At 51.0% G+C, this 15,346-nt stretch carries 14 protein-coding genes; all 14 read right to left on the bottom strand.

The genetic code is table 11. The features are described 5' to 3' along the window. Positions 1-4: 4 nt before the first annotated feature. Positions 5-1,189 carry a putative lipid II flippase FtsW gene (gene ftsW, locus K5753_05935; GenBank protein ID MCR4726735.1) on the bottom strand — a complete coding sequence of 395 codons (1,185 nt, stop codon included), beginning with the start codon at positions 1,187-1,189 and terminating at the stop codon, positions 5-7. Next, positions 1,149-2,408 carry a UDP-N-acetylmuramoyl-L-alanine--D-glutamate ligase gene (gene murD / locus K5753_05940; protein ID MCR4726736.1) on the bottom strand — a complete coding sequence of 420 codons (1,260 nt, stop codon included), beginning with the start codon at positions 2,406-2,408 and terminating at the stop codon, positions 1,149-1,151. Before murD ends, ftsW begins: the two co-directional genes overlap by 41 nt. Then, positions 2,398-3,402, bottom strand: coding sequence for a phospho-N-acetylmuramoyl-pentapeptide-transferase (mraY, locus tag K5753_05945; protein MCR4726737.1), 1,005 nt, complete (start codon positions 3,400-3,402; stop codon positions 2,398-2,400). Before mraY ends, murD begins: the two co-directional genes overlap by 11 nt. Before the next feature lie 7 nt (positions 3,403-3,409). Beyond that, positions 3,410-4,843 carry a UDP-N-acetylmuramoyl-L-alanyl-D-glutamate--2,6-diaminopimelate ligase gene (locus K5753_05950; GenBank protein MCR4726738.1) on the bottom strand — a complete coding sequence of 478 codons (1,434 nt, stop codon included), beginning with the start codon at positions 4,841-4,843 and terminating at the stop codon, positions 3,410-3,412. A gap of 2 nt (positions 4,844-4,845) precedes the next feature. Beyond that, on the bottom strand, positions 4,846-6,648 hold the full coding sequence (locus K5753_05955; GenBank protein MCR4726739.1) for a PASTA domain-containing protein: 1,803 nt from the start codon (positions 6,646-6,648) through the stop codon (positions 4,846-4,848). A 105-nt stretch (positions 6,649-6,753) separates the two neighbouring features. Next, positions 6,754-7,452: a hypothetical protein gene (locus K5753_05960; protein ID MCR4726740.1), complete on the bottom strand. Its 699-nt coding sequence runs from the start codon at positions 7,450-7,452 to the stop codon at positions 6,754-6,756. A gap of 16 nt (positions 7,453-7,468) precedes the next feature. After that, the gene (gene rsmH, locus K5753_05965) at positions 7,469-8,395 is read right to left on the bottom strand and encodes a 16S rRNA (cytosine(1402)-N(4))-methyltransferase RsmH (protein ID MCR4726741.1); all 927 of its coding nucleotides are present in this window, start codon (positions 8,393-8,395) and stop codon (positions 7,469-7,471) included. After that, a complete protein-coding gene (locus K5753_05970) occupies positions 8,395-8,826 on the bottom strand; it encodes a hypothetical protein (protein MCR4726742.1) in 432 nt (143 codons plus the stop codon). Before K5753_05970 ends, rsmH begins: the two co-directional genes overlap by 1 nt. Positions 8,827-9,111: 285 nt before the next feature. Continuing rightward, positions 9,112-9,795, bottom strand: coding sequence for a metallophosphoesterase (locus K5753_05975; GenBank protein ID MCR4726743.1), 684 nt, complete (start codon positions 9,793-9,795; stop codon positions 9,112-9,114). A gap of 68 nt (positions 9,796-9,863) precedes the next feature. Continuing rightward, entirely contained in the window at positions 9,864-10,496 is a 633-nt protein-coding gene (locus K5753_05980) for a hypothetical protein (protein MCR4726744.1), read from the bottom strand. 92 nt (positions 10,497-10,588) lie between these two features. Continuing rightward, positions 10,589-11,176, bottom strand: a complete 588-nt coding sequence (gene yihA, locus K5753_05985) for a ribosome biogenesis GTP-binding protein YihA/YsxC (protein MCR4726745.1) — start codon at positions 11,174-11,176, stop codon at positions 10,589-10,591. Next, complete coding sequence (lon, locus tag K5753_05990) at positions 11,176-13,470, bottom strand: endopeptidase La (GenBank protein ID MCR4726746.1); 2,295 nt, start codon at positions 13,468-13,470, stop codon at positions 11,176-11,178. Before lon ends, yihA begins: the two co-directional genes overlap by 1 nt. Positions 13,471-13,487: 17 nt before the next feature. Beyond that, positions 13,488-14,720 (bottom strand): ATP-dependent Clp protease ATP-binding subunit ClpX, encoded by a 1,233-nt coding sequence (gene clpX, locus K5753_05995; protein ID MCR4726747.1) that lies wholly within the window; start codon positions 14,718-14,720, stop codon positions 13,488-13,490. 29 nt (positions 14,721-14,749) lie between these two features. Further along, the gene (locus K5753_06000; protein MCR4726748.1) at positions 14,750-15,340 is read right to left on the bottom strand and encodes an ATP-dependent Clp protease proteolytic subunit; all 591 of its coding nucleotides are present in this window, start codon (positions 15,338-15,340) and stop codon (positions 14,750-14,752) included. Positions 15,341-15,346 lie beyond the last annotated feature (6 nt).

Below are 15,346 nucleotides of genomic sequence, written 5' to 3' on the forward strand. Positions count from 1 at the left end.
GATATTACATTTTATGGTCGTCGCCCGCAAAGTTGCCACCTTTTCGATTGATCGACAGAAGGACTCCGATCGCGGTCATAAAACTGACGAGCGAACTGCCGCCCGCGCTGACGAGCGGAAGCGGAAGCCCGGTCGGCGGGATGCACCCCGTGACGACGCAAAGATTGACCGCCGTCTGCACCGCGATAACCGAAGTAATCCCCGCGGAAAGAAGCGCGTCGAAACGATCGCGCGCCTTCCACGCCGTTTGGAATCCGAAACAGATCAAAGCGCCGAACGCCGTCATAACAAAAACGGCGCCGAAAAGGCCGAGTTCTTCCCCGATCACGGAAAAAATGAAATCCGATTCGGCGAAAGGTAAAAACAAATATTTTTGACGACTGCCGAAAAGCCCTACGCCGAAAAAGCCGCCTCTGCACAGCGCGTAATAGGACTGGATCAATTGATACCCTTCTCCTTTCGGAGACGCCCAAGGATCGAGAAACGCCGCCAAGCGTTTCAACCGATAGGGTTCGAGAAAGATCAAAAGCGGGATCGCCGCAAGGATCGGCAGCGCCAAAAGCGCGAGTTTTTTGATCTCGATCCCGCCTACGAGAAGCATAAACAACATCACGCATAGCACGCACATCGTTATGCTCATATTGGGTTCGAGCATTATGAGGACGCACATCGCCGCGCCGACCCCTCCGACGACGAAAAGATCCCGCCATCTCCCGATCCCTTTTTCGGACAAATAGGACGACGCGAAAACGACGTAGCCGAATTTCGCGATCTCGGACGGTTGCATCGTCATAAACCCGAGATTGATCCAGCGGCGCGCGCCGTAACTTTCCACGCCGAGCCCGGGGATAAAGATCACGACGAGAAGAAGAAACGAAACCGCGAGAATGACGTAACGGATCTTTTTGATCGTCTGCGTTTTCACTCTCGAAACGCCGAACATCGCCGCCGTTCCGACGAAGAGCGCGACAGTCTGCTTCTTGACGTAATAAAACGAATCGCCGAAATTCTTTTTCGCGACGTAGGAACTCGCGCTGTAAATCATCAACAGACCGAAAAGCGCGATCCCGAGCGTCAAAACGACGATCTTTCCGTTCAACACCCGATAAAAACGCTCGGACGGCGACGAGCCCAAGGAAAGAAAGGGTTTAACGGATAAGTCGCGCGCCGTGCTTTTCGAGTAACGCATTGAATCGCTCCCCCCTTTCTACGTAATCGGAATATCGGTCGAAAGACGCCGAAGCCGGCGAAAACAGCAACGCCGAAAGCGGATCGCTCTTAAAATGGATCAAACAGCTTTCGAGGTCGGGCATCAAAACGCATTTCGCGCGAAACGCGGGATCCGCCGAAGAATAGATCTCCGCAGCGTTTGCGCCCGTAAGATAAACCCGCTCGATCCGAGGTCCGATCCCTTCCGACAAGCGCGCGTACGACTCGCCCTTATCACTTCCTCCGAGGATTAAAGCCGTCGGTGTTTCCCGCAACGAGCAAGCGAAAAGCGTCGCGTCGATATTCGTTCCTTTGCTGTCGTTGAAAACCTCTGCGCCGCAAAACGTCCCGACGAATTCGTTTCGAAACGGCGGAAGTTTTACCGACGAATACGCTTTCAAATACTTCCGATCCGGTCGAAAGACGCTCGAAGATAACGCGAAAGCGCATAGAAAATCGAGATCGAAGGCTTTCCCGCGCGAAATTTCGGGCAGACGAAACCTTCCCGCCGCGCAAACGATCTCGCGACCGATCAAGCGATAATCCGCGCCTTCGGAAAGCCCGTATGTATAATCCGCGGAAACGGAGGCTTGATTCCGATCGTCCGCGTTTTTAACGGAATACTTCGCGTTTTTCAGAAGCGAAAGTTTGATAGAGCGATACCGCTCTTTCGTCAAGTGACGATCGAGGTGATCTTCACCGACGTTCGTCAAACACGCCGCAAAGGGTTCGAAGACGACGCTCTGCTCGATTTGAAAACTGCTGATTTCGAGGACGACGAGATCACGCGATCGGATCTTCGCCGCTTGGAAAATAAACGGAACGCCGATATTTCCCAAAACGTAGGTTTTCCGCTCTGTCGAAAGCATTTCTCCGAGGATCGAGCAGACGGTCGTTTTCCCGTTCGTTCCGCTGACGGCAAAAACGTTTTTGCTCTTGCAGTTGAGAAACGCGAGATCGATTTCGGAAAGGACGGGGATCCCGTTTTCACGGAGCCTCGACAGCAACGCGTGCTTTAAGGAAATCCCGGGACTTACGACCGCAAAATCCAAACGCGAAAGATCCGACGCACCGAAGGTAGAGGAAGAAAAATCGTCGTAAACGACGCACCTTGCCCCTCTCTTCTCCAAAAACGATTTACTCGCTTTCCCGCTTTCTCCGAGACCGATTATCAAGACGTTTTTATTTTCATAACGCATAGAGTCCGACCACCACCGACAGAATTGCAAGCGCGCCCATCATCAAAGTGATCGTAAAATAGAGGTTGCAGATCTTCGCTTCGCCGAGCCCTTTCTTTTCGAGATGATGGTGAAAAGGTGCCATCAGGAAGATTCGCTTTCCGCGCGTCCATTTGAAATAGGCGACTTGCAATACTATGGATATGCCCGAAACGACGTACGTTATTCCGACGAAAAGGATCAAAAACGGCTGTTTTGTAAAAAGCGCGATCGCCGCGGACGCGCCGCCGAGCGCAAGCGACCCCGTATCTCCCATAAAAATGCTCGCGCGATTCGTGTTAAAAAGCAAAAACGCCGCGACGCCCCCGATCAAAGCGAACGTAAAAAAGATCAACGTCGGCTCCGCTTCCGAAGTAAATAAACAGATAATTTGGACGACGCCGAACGTAAACAAATAAACGAGAGAGGTATTGGACGCGAGACCGTCGATCCCGTCCGTCAGATTCACGCAATTGGAAAGCGCGAGATAGACGAACGCCGCGAACGGAACGTAAAAGACTCCGAAGTCGACCTCTTTCCCGTAAAAAGGAAGAAAAACCCCGCTTCCGATCCTCCGAAACGCATAAAAGGAAACGATCAACGCGATCGCGACCTGCCCGACGATCTTTTGATAGGGTCTGAGCCCCATATTGTCTTTCGTTCGGATCTTGATAAAATCGTCCAAGAAACCGAGAACGGAAAAAGAAACCGTAACGAACGCGGCGATGAGTCCGACGGACAATCCGCGATCTACGGAAAAAGCGATCACGGTCAAAAGCGAAGGTACGAGGAAGATAAAACCGCCGAAAGTCGGCGTTCCCGCTTTCGCCGCGTGCTGCTCGACGTAAGACAAGATGGGTTGTCCCGCATGCAACCGCTTCGCAAGCCGAATCACGAGAGGCGCAAAGACGACGCCCACGAGAAAAGATGTCAGAAGCGCGAGGATCGCGCCGATGATCGTTCCGAATTTTTCCAAGAAACACCTACTCTTCTAATTCTCGGAGAATTTCTTCGTCGCTATACGGTTTTTTTTCGCCTTGAATATCCATATAGGTTTCGTGACCCTTTCCCGCGATCACGATAACGTCGCCGCTTTTCGAAAGCTCGAAAGCTCTATGGATCGCTGCGGCGCGATCGAGGACGATCTCGAATTTCGAGCCGCTCGGGATTCCGGATGCGATCTCGGATGCGATTGTTTCTTCCTTTTCAAACCTCGGATTATCGTTCGTCACGATCGTAAAATCGGAATACTCCGACGCGATCTTTCCCATCAGCGGACGCTTGGTTTTATCGCGATTTCCTCCGCATCCGAAGACGGTAAAGACGCTGCCGTCCGCGCGAGAGCGAACCGCTCTCAAAAGATTCGACAGTCCGTCCGGAGTATGCGCGTAGTCGATCACGACGCGCCTCTCTCTCAAATACCGAACGTCATACCGACCGGGGATCTTTTCCATATTCGCAAGCGCCTTTTTGATCGTCTCCGCGCCGATTCCCATATACATTGCCGTAGCGGTCGCAGCCATAATATTATACACGTTGAATATTCCACAAAGCGGACATACGATATCGAATATGCAATCGAACGCATTGATCGTAAAGGACAGACCTTTTTCCCCGTCTTCCACGTCGATCGCGAAGACGTCCGCAGGGTTATCGATCCCGTAAGAAATCGTCGGAACTTTCGGGTCTTCCAGCAATCGAACGGCATAAGGATCGTCGGAATTTACGACGGCAAGCGCCGTGTTCGGATGGCAAAAGTACGAAAGCTTTACGTCCGCATATCGCTTCATATTCCCGAAAAAATCCAAATGATCTTGGGTTATATTCGTCAAAATCCCCGCTTTCGCCTTAATTCCCGCGAGTTTATCGTAATGAATCGCGTGTGCGGACGCTTCCATAAAGACGTACTCGACGCCCTGCTTAAACATCCGAGACAAATTATAATGCAAATCGATCGGATCAGGCGTCGTCAAGACTCCTTCCTTTCTCTCGCCGTCGATCTTATAACCGAGCGTCCCGACGGTCGCGGTCTTAAATCCGGCGTATGAAAAGATCGAAGACAGAATTTCCGTCGTCGAAGTCTTCCCGTTCGTACCTACGACGGTAACGACGTTCATCTTCCCCGCCGGATTATCATACAAGTTACCACAGGCGATGGCAAATGCTTTCCTTGCGTTTTTAACGAGAAACAAGGGGATAGAAACGGGGATTTCCCGCTCGGAGACGATCGCCGCGGCTCCGTTTCTTTCCGCTTCTGCGGCGAATTCCGCGCCGTCGAACGCGCTTCCTTTCAGGCAGAAAAAGAGCTTACCGTCTACGGATTTTCGACTGTCCGACTCGACGCCCACGGCGTCCGTTTTCTTATAGTTTTCGACCTTCACGATCTCAACGTTCGCAAGCAATTTCAATACGTCCATTTCTATTCCTCCGACAGCGCGATCCAAGCGATCGTGTTTTCGTTTACGGTCTTACCCGCTTCGGGATACATCGCGACGACCGTTCCGCCGCTCCCGGTCAACTCGTACGTCAACCCGAATTTATTCAAAGTTTTGATCGCTTCGCCCGCGCGCAATCCTACAAGGTTCGGCATCTCGAAATAGGTATGCGATTGAACGCTCTCGGTCGGTCGAATCTCCTTATAATCGAAGATCCTTGAAAAGATCTGTCCGACGTAAGGCGCGGCGACCAAACTCCCGTAATAACGATACCCCTCGGGCTCGTCGACCATAAAATAGACGACGTACTCGGGATCCTCCACCGTACTGAACCCGATAAACGAAGAGACGTATTTCCCTGCGGCGATTCCACCGCCCGCGTACTTTTGCGCCGTCCCCGTCTTTCCGCCGATCGAATAACCGCTGACGCCGGCAAGCTTCCCGCTCCCCAGCGAAACGACGTTCTTCAATAACTTCCGAACGATCCCGCTCGTTTCACTCGAAACGACCGTTCGTTTCACCGAAGGATACTTCCTCAAAACGACGTTGCCTCTTTCATCCGAAACGCTTTTCAGCAGATACGGCGTAACGAGCGAACCTCCGTTTACAGCGGCGGCAGTCGCCGCGACGAGCTGCATCGGCGTGATCGCGATCGCCTGACCGAAGCCGATACGAGCCGCGTCGACGGGTTTGACCGATTCCTTTTTCAAGAGGATGGAAGAGGTTTCCCCCGTAAAATCGATGCCCGTTTTGGCGCGCAAACCGAACGCTTCGAAGTAGGAATACAATCGCTCCACACCGATCCGCTCGGCAAGCTCCATAAAAACGCAGTTGCAGCTGTTTTGCACGCCCTCGGCGAACGTTTGACTCCCGTGCCCGATCGATTTCCAGCATTTGATTCTTTTCCCATCCACGATCTTGCCGCCCGTGCAATAAAAGCGATCCTTTTCGCTAACCACGCCGAGCGACAGCGCAATCGCCGTCGTTAAGATCTTAAAAGTCGATCCGGGTTCATAGACCGAGGAGATCGCGTTCAACTTCATTTTTTCGAATAACGCCGCGACTTTCGATCGGTCGATATGATTCAGATCGAAAGAAGGCGCCTGCGCCATCGCGAGGATCTCGCCCGTTTTCGCATTCATCACGACGCAATTCGCGCTTTTCGCATTATATTCCGAAAGCGCGGAATTTACGGCGTTTTCGGCGAAAAATTGAATATACGCGTCAATCGTCAAAGAGACGTTCAATCCATCCGTCGCGGGGAGATATTCGACGTTTCCGCTGAGCTCTTTCCCGACGAGATCGGTTTCCGTCAGTTCCTTGCCGTCCTGCCCCGCCAAATATGTGTCGTAATACGCTTCGAGTCCGGACTGCCCCCTGCCGTCCGCGTTTACGAATCCCATGAGCTGCGACATATAATTTCCGAATTTGTAATAGCGTTGGACGTCGCGGCTGAAATACATTCCGTCCGCGCCGCTGTCTTTCAAAGCGCGCATCTCTTCTTTTGAGATTTTTTTCGCAACCGTGATTTCGGAAACGCCGCGTTTCGATATTTTCTCACGGATAGACGAAAAATCCTTTCCGAGGACGTCGGAAATCGCGCGCGCCGTCTGATCCGAGGAAGTCGTCGAATTCGGTCTGACGTACAGCGTATAGGTCGTGTTGCATCCGGCGAGAACGACACCGTTTCGATCGGTGATATTTCCGCGAACGGCTTTCAAAGGAACGTCGCGCGTCCATTGATCGAGCGCGCGGGCTTGCAAGGTTTTACCTTGGACGATCTGCAAATAAAAAAGTTTTCCGAATACGGTTAAAAAAATAAAGGTTATCAGCGCAAGTATCGCAAATAACCTTCTTTTGATCTTAAATTGTGATATGAAACTCAACTGCCGTCAGCCTCCGAAGCGATCGTTCAACCAAGTGCAGAACTTGTCGAATCCTTTTTCTTTCTCTTCGGTTTTTTGAATGGTCTCCGGTATTTCGATCGCGGCGATCTCTCCGTTTTTCAACATAACGTAGGTTTCACCGCCGATTTTCGCTTGTTGCTCTTCCGCGGCGCTGACGTTCGGATCCTCTTGATTTTCCGCGCTTGCGGAAACCGCCGTTCCCGTCGACGCCATTTTAGCCGTTTTCACGGACTCCGCCTTGAAGTCGACGAGCGAAAGCGTGACCCCGATCATCGCCACGACGGCGAGAACGATATACGCGATCGCAAACGGCATCTTTTTCTTGCTGATCATCCGTTTTTCTTTCTTTTGCTCCGACGCGTGTTTTCTGTCCCACATTCTGTCGAAGTTATTATCCGCCGCTTCCATGCTTGCCTGATACGCCCCGTAGCGCGCCTCATCCGAACGCTCCAAACGGCTCTTGGACGACCTTCTTTCGAGAGAGTTCATAAGTCTGTTGCGGTCTTCGTCCGAAGTACGCAGCTTTTCGCTTTCGTAATAAGAATCCGAATAGCGGTCTTCACAGCGACCCGCGCCGAAACGATCGGCGTCGACGCGCCCACGGTTAAACGAATAGCGATCGCGATTTCTTCCGCAATCGATATCGGCGTCCGAATACCTATCGTAACGATTTGCCACTAACATCTTATTCCCTCCTTTTTTACAGTATTCCTTTTTTCTCCGCGATCCTGAGCTTCGCGCTTTTGGCTCGCGGGTTTCGTTCAAGTTCCTCGGTTGACGCGACGATCGGTTTTTTCGTCACGATATCGACTTCGCTGACCTTTCCGCAGGTGCAGATCGGCGTCCTCGGCGGACAAATGCAATCGAGTTCCGCATATTTCATCGCCTGCTTCACGATCCTGTCTTCCAGCGAATGGAAGGTAATGACCGCGATCCGCCCGCCCGGTTTCAATAGTTTGATCCCTTGAAGGACGGCTTCGTACAGCCCGTTCAGTTCTCCGTTCACTTCGATGCGGATCGCCTGAAAAACGCGTTTTGCGGGATGCGAACCGCCGTAACGGACTTTGGGCGGGATCGATCGTTCGATGATCCCGACGAGTTCACCCGTCGTCTTGATCGGAGAAATCGCCCGCTGTTTTACGATATTCGCGGCGATTTTTCTCGCATACGGTTCTTCGCCGAACTTGAAAAATATCTCCGTCAGTTCTTTTTCCGAATACTCGTTTACGACCTTTTCCGCCGAAAACGATCGATCTTTATCCATTCTCATATCGAGCGGCGCGTCGAATCGGTAGGAAAAGCCGCGGCTCGGAGTGTCGAGCTGGTAGGAAGAAACGCCGAGATCCATCAATATTCCGTCCAACGGGTCTCCGTCCCACTCGTTCAACACGTTCTTGAAATCGTCGTGAAAGTAGGTAACGCCGTCGCCGAGCACGCTTTTCGCGAAAGACAACGCGTCCGCGTCCTTATCGACCGCATACAGTTTTCCCGACGTAAGCTTTTTTAAGATCCGAGAACTGTGTCCCGCGCCGCCGAGGGTGCAATCGAGATAAACACCGTTCGGCTTGACGGCGAGACCTTCGACGGTCTCCTCCGCCATAACGGGGATATGCGCGAACTCAGCCATTATTTCAGAGCCTTGAAGTCCGCCATATTGGATTGCGAAACGGACTTATCCCTTCTCTTCGAATAATTCTCGGCGCTCCATATTTCGAGCTTATTGACGACGCCGACGAAGACGATCTCGTCTTTCAAACCGACGCGCTCACGCATCGCAAGGGGGATCTGATAGCGATCCTGACTATCCGCCGTAAACGGATAAATGTTCGAAAACATTTCACGAACGCTGTCGTACGCGTCGCCGTCGAAGACTTCGAGGTCGGCGTACTTTTCGGAGAGCTTGTCCATCATATCTTCGGTATAGACCACAAGATAATCCCCGGCGCCGTAGCCGATCGAAAGATTATGCCCGAGCAATTCTTTAATCCTTGCCGGGATGCGTACTCTTCCTTTCGGGTCGATCTGATAATTATAGGTGCCGGTGATGATACTCCTCAAAGACCTACTCCTCCTTGTCCATATCATATCACTTTTCATCCACTTTCGTCCACTATTTTTGAAAAATAATTAAAAAAATTTTATTTTTCTTCAAAAATATCAATATATAGTATTTTTCAAATTATAAAAACACAATATATTGATTCGCTGGCGTGGTCAAAAGTGGATCGCAGAAAACAAAAAGCGATTCAACATATCAAAATATGCGAGAAAACAACTATAAAAAACGCGCTTTCACGGTCTTCGGAAAGCGCGATTGCTGATCGAGTGGTCAAAAATGGATATTTATTCGGAGATCGGAATCAAAGAGAAATCGACGAGATCGCAGCTCGTCAAATAATACGTCGTTCCGTCGATATAGACCTGCCTTTTCGCATAGGAATTCCCGTGCAAATGCCCGTACACGACTTTTTCGACCCCGTACGCGGAAAACAATTTCGTAACGTCCGTCGGTTGGCGATCTACGAGAAAAGGCGGATAATGCGCCATGCCGATCACGACGTCGCCCTCTTTTCTCTCTTTTTGCATCGCTTGCAAAGAAAGCTCCAACCTTAAAAGCTCGCGGTGATAGATCTTTTCGTCTTCTTCGGTCTCGAATTCGAGCGTCCAACCGCGAGAACCGCAAAACAAATACTTTCCGACGCGGATCACGTCATTTTGGATCGCGCGCATCGTTTGCGGGAGAATACCCCGCACCTTTCCGATCGACTGCCACCAATAATCGTGATTCCCTTTCAAAAGGATTTTCGTTCCGGGAAGTTCGGCGATCGAAAAAAGGTCGGGCTTCGCCTCTTCCAGCGTCATTCCCCAAGAAATATCGCCGGAGATCAAGACCACGTCTTCTTCCGAAACCTTTTCGATCCAATCCTTTTTGATCTTATCGAAATGCCCTTCCCATTTTTTGCCGAAAACGTCCATCGGCTTGTCCACGTTATTCCCGAGATGCAGATCGGAGATAGAATAAATCATAGTTTAATCATAGCATAAACCCGCGCGTTTTACAAGTTTTTTGAAGCGCGCGGGCAAACGCTTTGACGTTATCTCGGAAAAAGCGGCAGATCGAAAAACCCTTCGCAGATCTCCTCCTGATACTCCTGACAAGGCGGTATGTAGCAATACCCGTAAGACGGGACCAAAAGTTCGACGTCCATCACGACTTTCAAAATGACCGTTACGCAAAGCGTGATCTCGAACTGACCGTCCGAAAGATACGACCCTTCCGCGGATACCGCGTTTACGACCGCGACGATCTCATACGGGATTACCGAAGGTTCGGGAACGCGCAGCAGGACGTCGCGAGAAAGCGTAAGGCTCGAAACTCCGGTCGCCTGCGTTCCGTTCGCGTCCGTAAACGCGACTTGAAGCGGGATCGTCACGTTCGCCTGAACGCGACTGCAACCCGGGCTTTCACTCGCCGGCGTAACGACGAGATCGGAGACGGTGCCCGTCGAAGAAGAGCTTCGCGCCGAGACGAACGCGAACGGCTCCGAAACCTCCGCGGGCGTCGTGCTTTGAAGCGCGACCACTTGATCGGATAACGTTTCTTGCTTGATACAGGCGTCAAAAACCTTCTTGACTTCGATGCAAACCTTTTCGCAAAGCCCGTTTACGGCGTTTCCAACGATCGGCCCCGGCATGCGATCGGGTCGAACATTGTTAGAAAAAGACATAGAATTACCTCCTTTTTATTTCACTATTGAATTATATGAAAAGAGGTCGTCAAACGTGAAAAAACGGAATTCTGAATTAAAAACGAAAAAAATCAGTCCGCTTGCAAAAGATCGGAAAGATGCGAAAGAAGCTCGTTTCTGCCCTCACCGGAGAAAGAAGAAGCGACGAAGACGTCAGAGACCGGAAGAGAAAAAGCGTCCGCGATCTTTTTTGCGGCGGCTTTGCGATTCATTTTCGAAAGTTTATCGGCTTTCGTCGCGACCACCGTAAACGGAAGATCGTAATAGCGAAAATATTCGGCGAGAGAAAGATCCAAAGGGCTCGGATCGTGGCGGATATCGACAAGCAAGACGACGTGTTTCAACGCTTTCGATTCGCGGAGATAAAACTCGATGATCTCCTTCCAAGAATCTTTCTCTTTGTCCGTCACCTTCGCGTAACCGTAGCCCGGAAGATCGACGAGATAAAACTCGCCTTTGTTGATATTGAAATAATTCAACATTCTCGTGCGACCGGGTTCGGAAGACGATCTCGCAAGTTTTTTGCGATTCGTCAGCATATTGATAAAAGAAGACTTTCCGACGTTAGAACGTCCGGCGATCGCGATCTCGGGAACTTTCTCCTGATAGATTTTCTTTTGGACGACGCTCGTTTCGTACTCGGCGGAAAGAATTCTGATCATTTTATCAATAAAGAATAAACTTCGCGGATCTCGTTAACGTAACAAAACTTGATCTTTTCGCGAAGATTTTCGGGGATATCTTTTACGTCCTTTTCGTTCCCCGACGGCAAAATAATATTCTTGATCCCGTTTCGAAGCGCGGCGAGACACTTTTCCTTAACGCCGCCGATCGGCGTAATGCGACCGAGAAGCGTGATCTCGCCCGTGATCGCGTAATCCCCGCGCACGGTTTGATTCGTCAGCGCGGAATAGACCGCGGTCGAGATCGCCGCGCCCGCGGACGGTCCGTCTTTCGGAACCGCGCCTTCGGGGAAATGGATGAAGACGTCCTTTTCCGAAAGGTCTCCGTCTCCGAGAGAGGAACGGATCACCTCTTTTCGAGCGTTCGCGATCGCGATCTCCACGGATTCCTTCATAACGTTCCCGAGATTTCCGGTAACGATCTTTTTATCTTTTCCTTTGATGACGCTGCACTCGACGTCCAACATTTCGCCGCCGTTTTCCGTCCAAGCAAGCCCGTGGACGACGCCGACGCGATCCGATTTCAAAATCTCGTCGTCCGAAAAACGCGGAATCCCGAGATAGGTTTCGAGGTCTTTTTCTTCAACGGTAAGCGTCTTTTCGCCCTCGACGGCTTTGACCGCAAACTTACGAAGGATCTTTCCGATCAACTGTTCGAGCTTACGAACGCCGGCTTCGCGCGTGTAATGCTCGATCATAGCGGCGATCGCTCCGTCCGTCAACGTCACGCTTCCTTCTTCGAGCCCGAGATTTTTAAGGGCTTTCGGAAGCAAGAACTTTTGAGCGATCACGGTTTTTTCTTCGGGCGTATAACTGCCGAGCTCGATGATCTCCATCCTGTCCAAAAGCGGGCGGGACATCGTCGAAAGCGAATTCGCCGTCGTTATAAACATAACCTTGGAAAGGTCGAACGGAAGATCGATATAGTGATCCTGAAAGGTGGAATTTTGCTTCGGATCCAAGACTTCAAGAAGCGCGTTCGAAGGGTCGCCCTTATAATCCGCGCCGAGTTTATCGATCTCGTCGAGCAAGAAGACGGGATTAGACGTCCCCGCCTTTTTGATCCCGGCAATGATCCTGCCGGGCATAGAGCCTATGTAGGTGCGGCGATGACCGCGAATCTCCGCCTCGTCGTGAACGCCGCCGAGACTCGCGCGAACGTATTCTCTTCCGAGAGCGCGCGCGATAGACGCGACGATCGAAGTCTTACCGACGCCCGGAGGTCCGACCAGACAAAGAATATTCGTCGTCTCGCCCTTTCCGAGCGCATGAACGGCGAGATATTCGATAATTCTCTCTTTAACGTCGTTTATACCGAAATGATCTTCATCCAAAATTCGGCGAGCTTTTTCAATATCGACGGTCTCTTCGCTGAACTTACCCCACGGAAGCGCGAGAACGGTGTCGATATAATTTTTGCAAACGAAACTTTCGGGGCTGCCCGTTTGAAGCGAGAGCATCTTGGAAAGCTCCTTTTTGAGCTTTTCTTTTACCTCGTCGGAAGCGTTCAATTCTTCGATCGCCTGCGTATATTTTTCCTCTTCGTCGTCACCGCCGTAAAGCTCTTCGTTGATGACTTTCAGTTCTTCGCGAAGATAATATTCTCTTTGACTCTTATCGATATTTTCCTGAACTTTGCGCTCGATCTCGTCGCGAATTTTGGATTGATCGAGTTGGACGCCGATCGCGACGGCGACCTTTTCAAGGCGTTCGCTCGTCCGCTTCGCGTAAAAGAGATCGTTCGGATCGATCGCGTGAAACGCGGCGCCGTACATATTGATCCAGCGATCCGCATCATTCTCGTCAAAGGGCGGAAGCTCGCGATAGATCTTCTCCGCGTTTTGCGCCGTTCCGAGCTTTTTGATCCCCGAAGAAATCAGCTCGCCATACGCCGCGGCGGTCTCTTGATCGCAATCGTTTTCGTAAGGATAATCCGATATTTTCGCGTAAGGAATATCATCGGAAAATGCGATCTCCAACAAATGAACGCGCGTGATCGAGCGGCCGAAAAAGGCTTGCGTTTCGCCCTTCGGAACGGTTCGATTGATCGTAACGAGCGTCCCGATTTTCTCCTCTGCGGAAAGATCGTCCGTAGCGACGAACGAAGTCCCCGGCAAAAGGACGGCGGCATACTTGTCGTCGTACATACGCTTGTCGATATTCAAACCGACGTCGTTATCGGGAAGGATCGCTTTCTTAAAACCGATCAAAACCGGATAAAAATCTTTGAGTGAGTCATTCTCGCTTAAAGCAATAACGTTTTCGTTCATCATTCGTACTCCGATCGTTACGCGGAACGCTTATAAATGATCGTCGGTTGCGCGGCTTTCTTTATGGAATCGGAAGTAATAACAACCTTTTCCACGTCGGCATTCCCCGGAAGATCGAACATAACGTCGAGCATAACGTCTTCCAAAATACAGCGAAGACCTCTCGCGCCCGTTTTGAGTTCGATCGCCTTTTTCGCAACCTCTCTGATCGCATCATCGTCAAAATCAAGTTCGACGTGATCGAAACCGAAAAGCTTCTTATACTGCTTCGTAAGCGCGTTTTTCGGCTCGGTAAGGATCTTTACGAGCGCTTCTTCGTCCAAGGCGTTCAGTCCGACGACGATCGGCACTCTGCCGACGAATTCGGGGATCAAACCGAACTTGATGAGATCGTCCGGTTGGACGTCTTTGATCATATCCGCGTAACTATGCTCCGCCTTGACGGAAACCGCCGCGCCGAATCCGAGCGACGAGGTATCTTTTCTCTTTTCCACGATCTTATCGAGTCCGACGAACGCGCCTCCGCAAATAAAGAGGATATTCGTCGTGTCGATTTGAATGCATTCCTGCTGCGGATGTTTTCTGCCGCCCTGCGGGGGGACGCTGGCAACCGTGCTTTCGATGATCTTCAAAAGCGCCTGTTGCACCCCTTCTCCGCTGACGTCGCGCGTGATAGAGACGTTCTCCCCCTTTCTCGCGATCTTGTCGATCTCGTCGATATAGACGATGCCTCTTTCCGCGAGTTTCACGTCGTAATTCGCCGCTTGGATCAATTTCAAAAGGATATTCTCCACGTCGTCGCCGACGTAACCCGCTTCGGTAAGCGTCGTTGCGTCCGCAACGGCAAACGGGACTTTCAAAATACCCGCAAGAGTCTTGGCGAGAAGAGTTTTTCCGCTTCCCGTGGGTCCGAGCAGCAGGACGTTGCTCTTTTCGAGGACGACGCCGTCCGATGCGTCCATATTCTTGTCGATCCGCTTATAGTGATTGTACACCGCGACGGAAAGCGTCCTTTTCGCTTCTTCCTGACCGACGATATACTCATCCAACTTCTCTTTGATCTCTTTCGGCGTGGGGAGCACATCTCTTTCCGCGGCGGGCTCTTCGATTTGTTCGGACTGCAAAATATCGGAGCAGAGACGCACGCATTCATCGCAAATATACGCGCCGCTCTCCGAACCGATCATCCGCTTAACGTCTTTATCCGCTCTTCCGCAAAAAGAACATCTGTTTCCTTCTTCTATTTTCACTCTTTTCCCACTCCTAAATGATTCGCGCTTTATCTGTTATAATAGATCTTGTCGATCAAACCGTATTGAAGGGCTTCTTCCGCGCTCATAAAATTATCCCTTTCCGTGTCGTTGCAAACCTTTTCATAGGGTTGCCCGGTGCGCTCGGACAAAATACGGTTCAATTTTTCTTTGGTCCTCAAAAGATGATCGGTATAGATCGCGACGTCCGTCGCCTGACCGCTGATTCCGCCCGAAACGAGAACTTGGTGGATCATAATATCCGCGTTCGGAAGCGCGAATCTCTTTCCTTTCGTTCCCGCGGAAAGAAGAAGCGCGCCCATACTCATCGCGTTACCGATGCAGATCGTGTTTACGTCACACTTGATATAATTCATCGTGTCGTAGATCGCGAGCCCGTCCGAAACGGAGCCGCCCGGGCTGTTGATATAAAGGCAGATGTCCTTCGAAGGATCTTTCGCTTCGAGATAGATCATTTGAGCGATAATGCTGTTTGCGGTGTCGGAATCGATCGCGCCCGAAAGGAAAATGATCCTGTCTTCAAGCAAACGGGAGTAAATGTCGTATTGTCTTTCGCCCCTGTTCGTTTGATCGATAACGTATGGAATAATATTTTTGATCTTCTT

Source organism: Clostridia bacterium (assembly GCA_024685775.1).
Taxonomy (GTDB): domain Bacteria; phylum Bacillota; class Clostridia; order Christensenellales; family CAG-1252; genus CAG-1252.

What these genes read in the sequence shown, in the direction of transcription:
- K5753_05950 (MCR4726738.1), bottom strand. Translation starts at nt 4,843, where the DNA reads ATGGACGTATTGAAATTGCTTGCGAACGTTGAGATCGTGAAGGTCGAA.
- lon (MCR4726746.1), bottom strand. Translation starts at nt 13,470, where the DNA reads ATGAACGAAAACGTTATTGCTTTAAGCGAGAATGACTCACTCAAAGAT.
- K5753_05980 (MCR4726744.1), bottom strand. Translation starts at nt 10,496, where the DNA reads ATGTCTTTTTCTAACAATGTTCGACCCGATCGCATGCCGGGGCCGATC.
- ftsW (MCR4726735.1), bottom strand. Translation starts at nt 1,189, where the DNA reads ATGCGTTACTCGAAAAGCACGGCGCGCGACTTATCCGTTAAACCCTTT.
- rsmH (MCR4726741.1), bottom strand. Translation starts at nt 8,395, where the DNA reads ATGGCTGAGTTCGCGCATATCCCCGTTATGGCGGAGGAGACCGTCGAA.
- K5753_05975 (MCR4726743.1), bottom strand. Translation starts at nt 9,795, where the DNA reads ATGATTTATTCTATCTCCGATCTGCATCTCGGGAATAACGTGGACAAG.
- K5753_05960 (MCR4726740.1), bottom strand. Translation starts at nt 7,452, where the DNA reads ATGTTAGTGGCAAATCGTTACGATAGGTATTCGGACGCCGATATCGAT.
- murD (MCR4726736.1), bottom strand. Translation starts at nt 2,408, where the DNA reads ATGCGTTATGAAAATAAAAACGTCTTGATAATCGGTCTCGGAGAAAGC.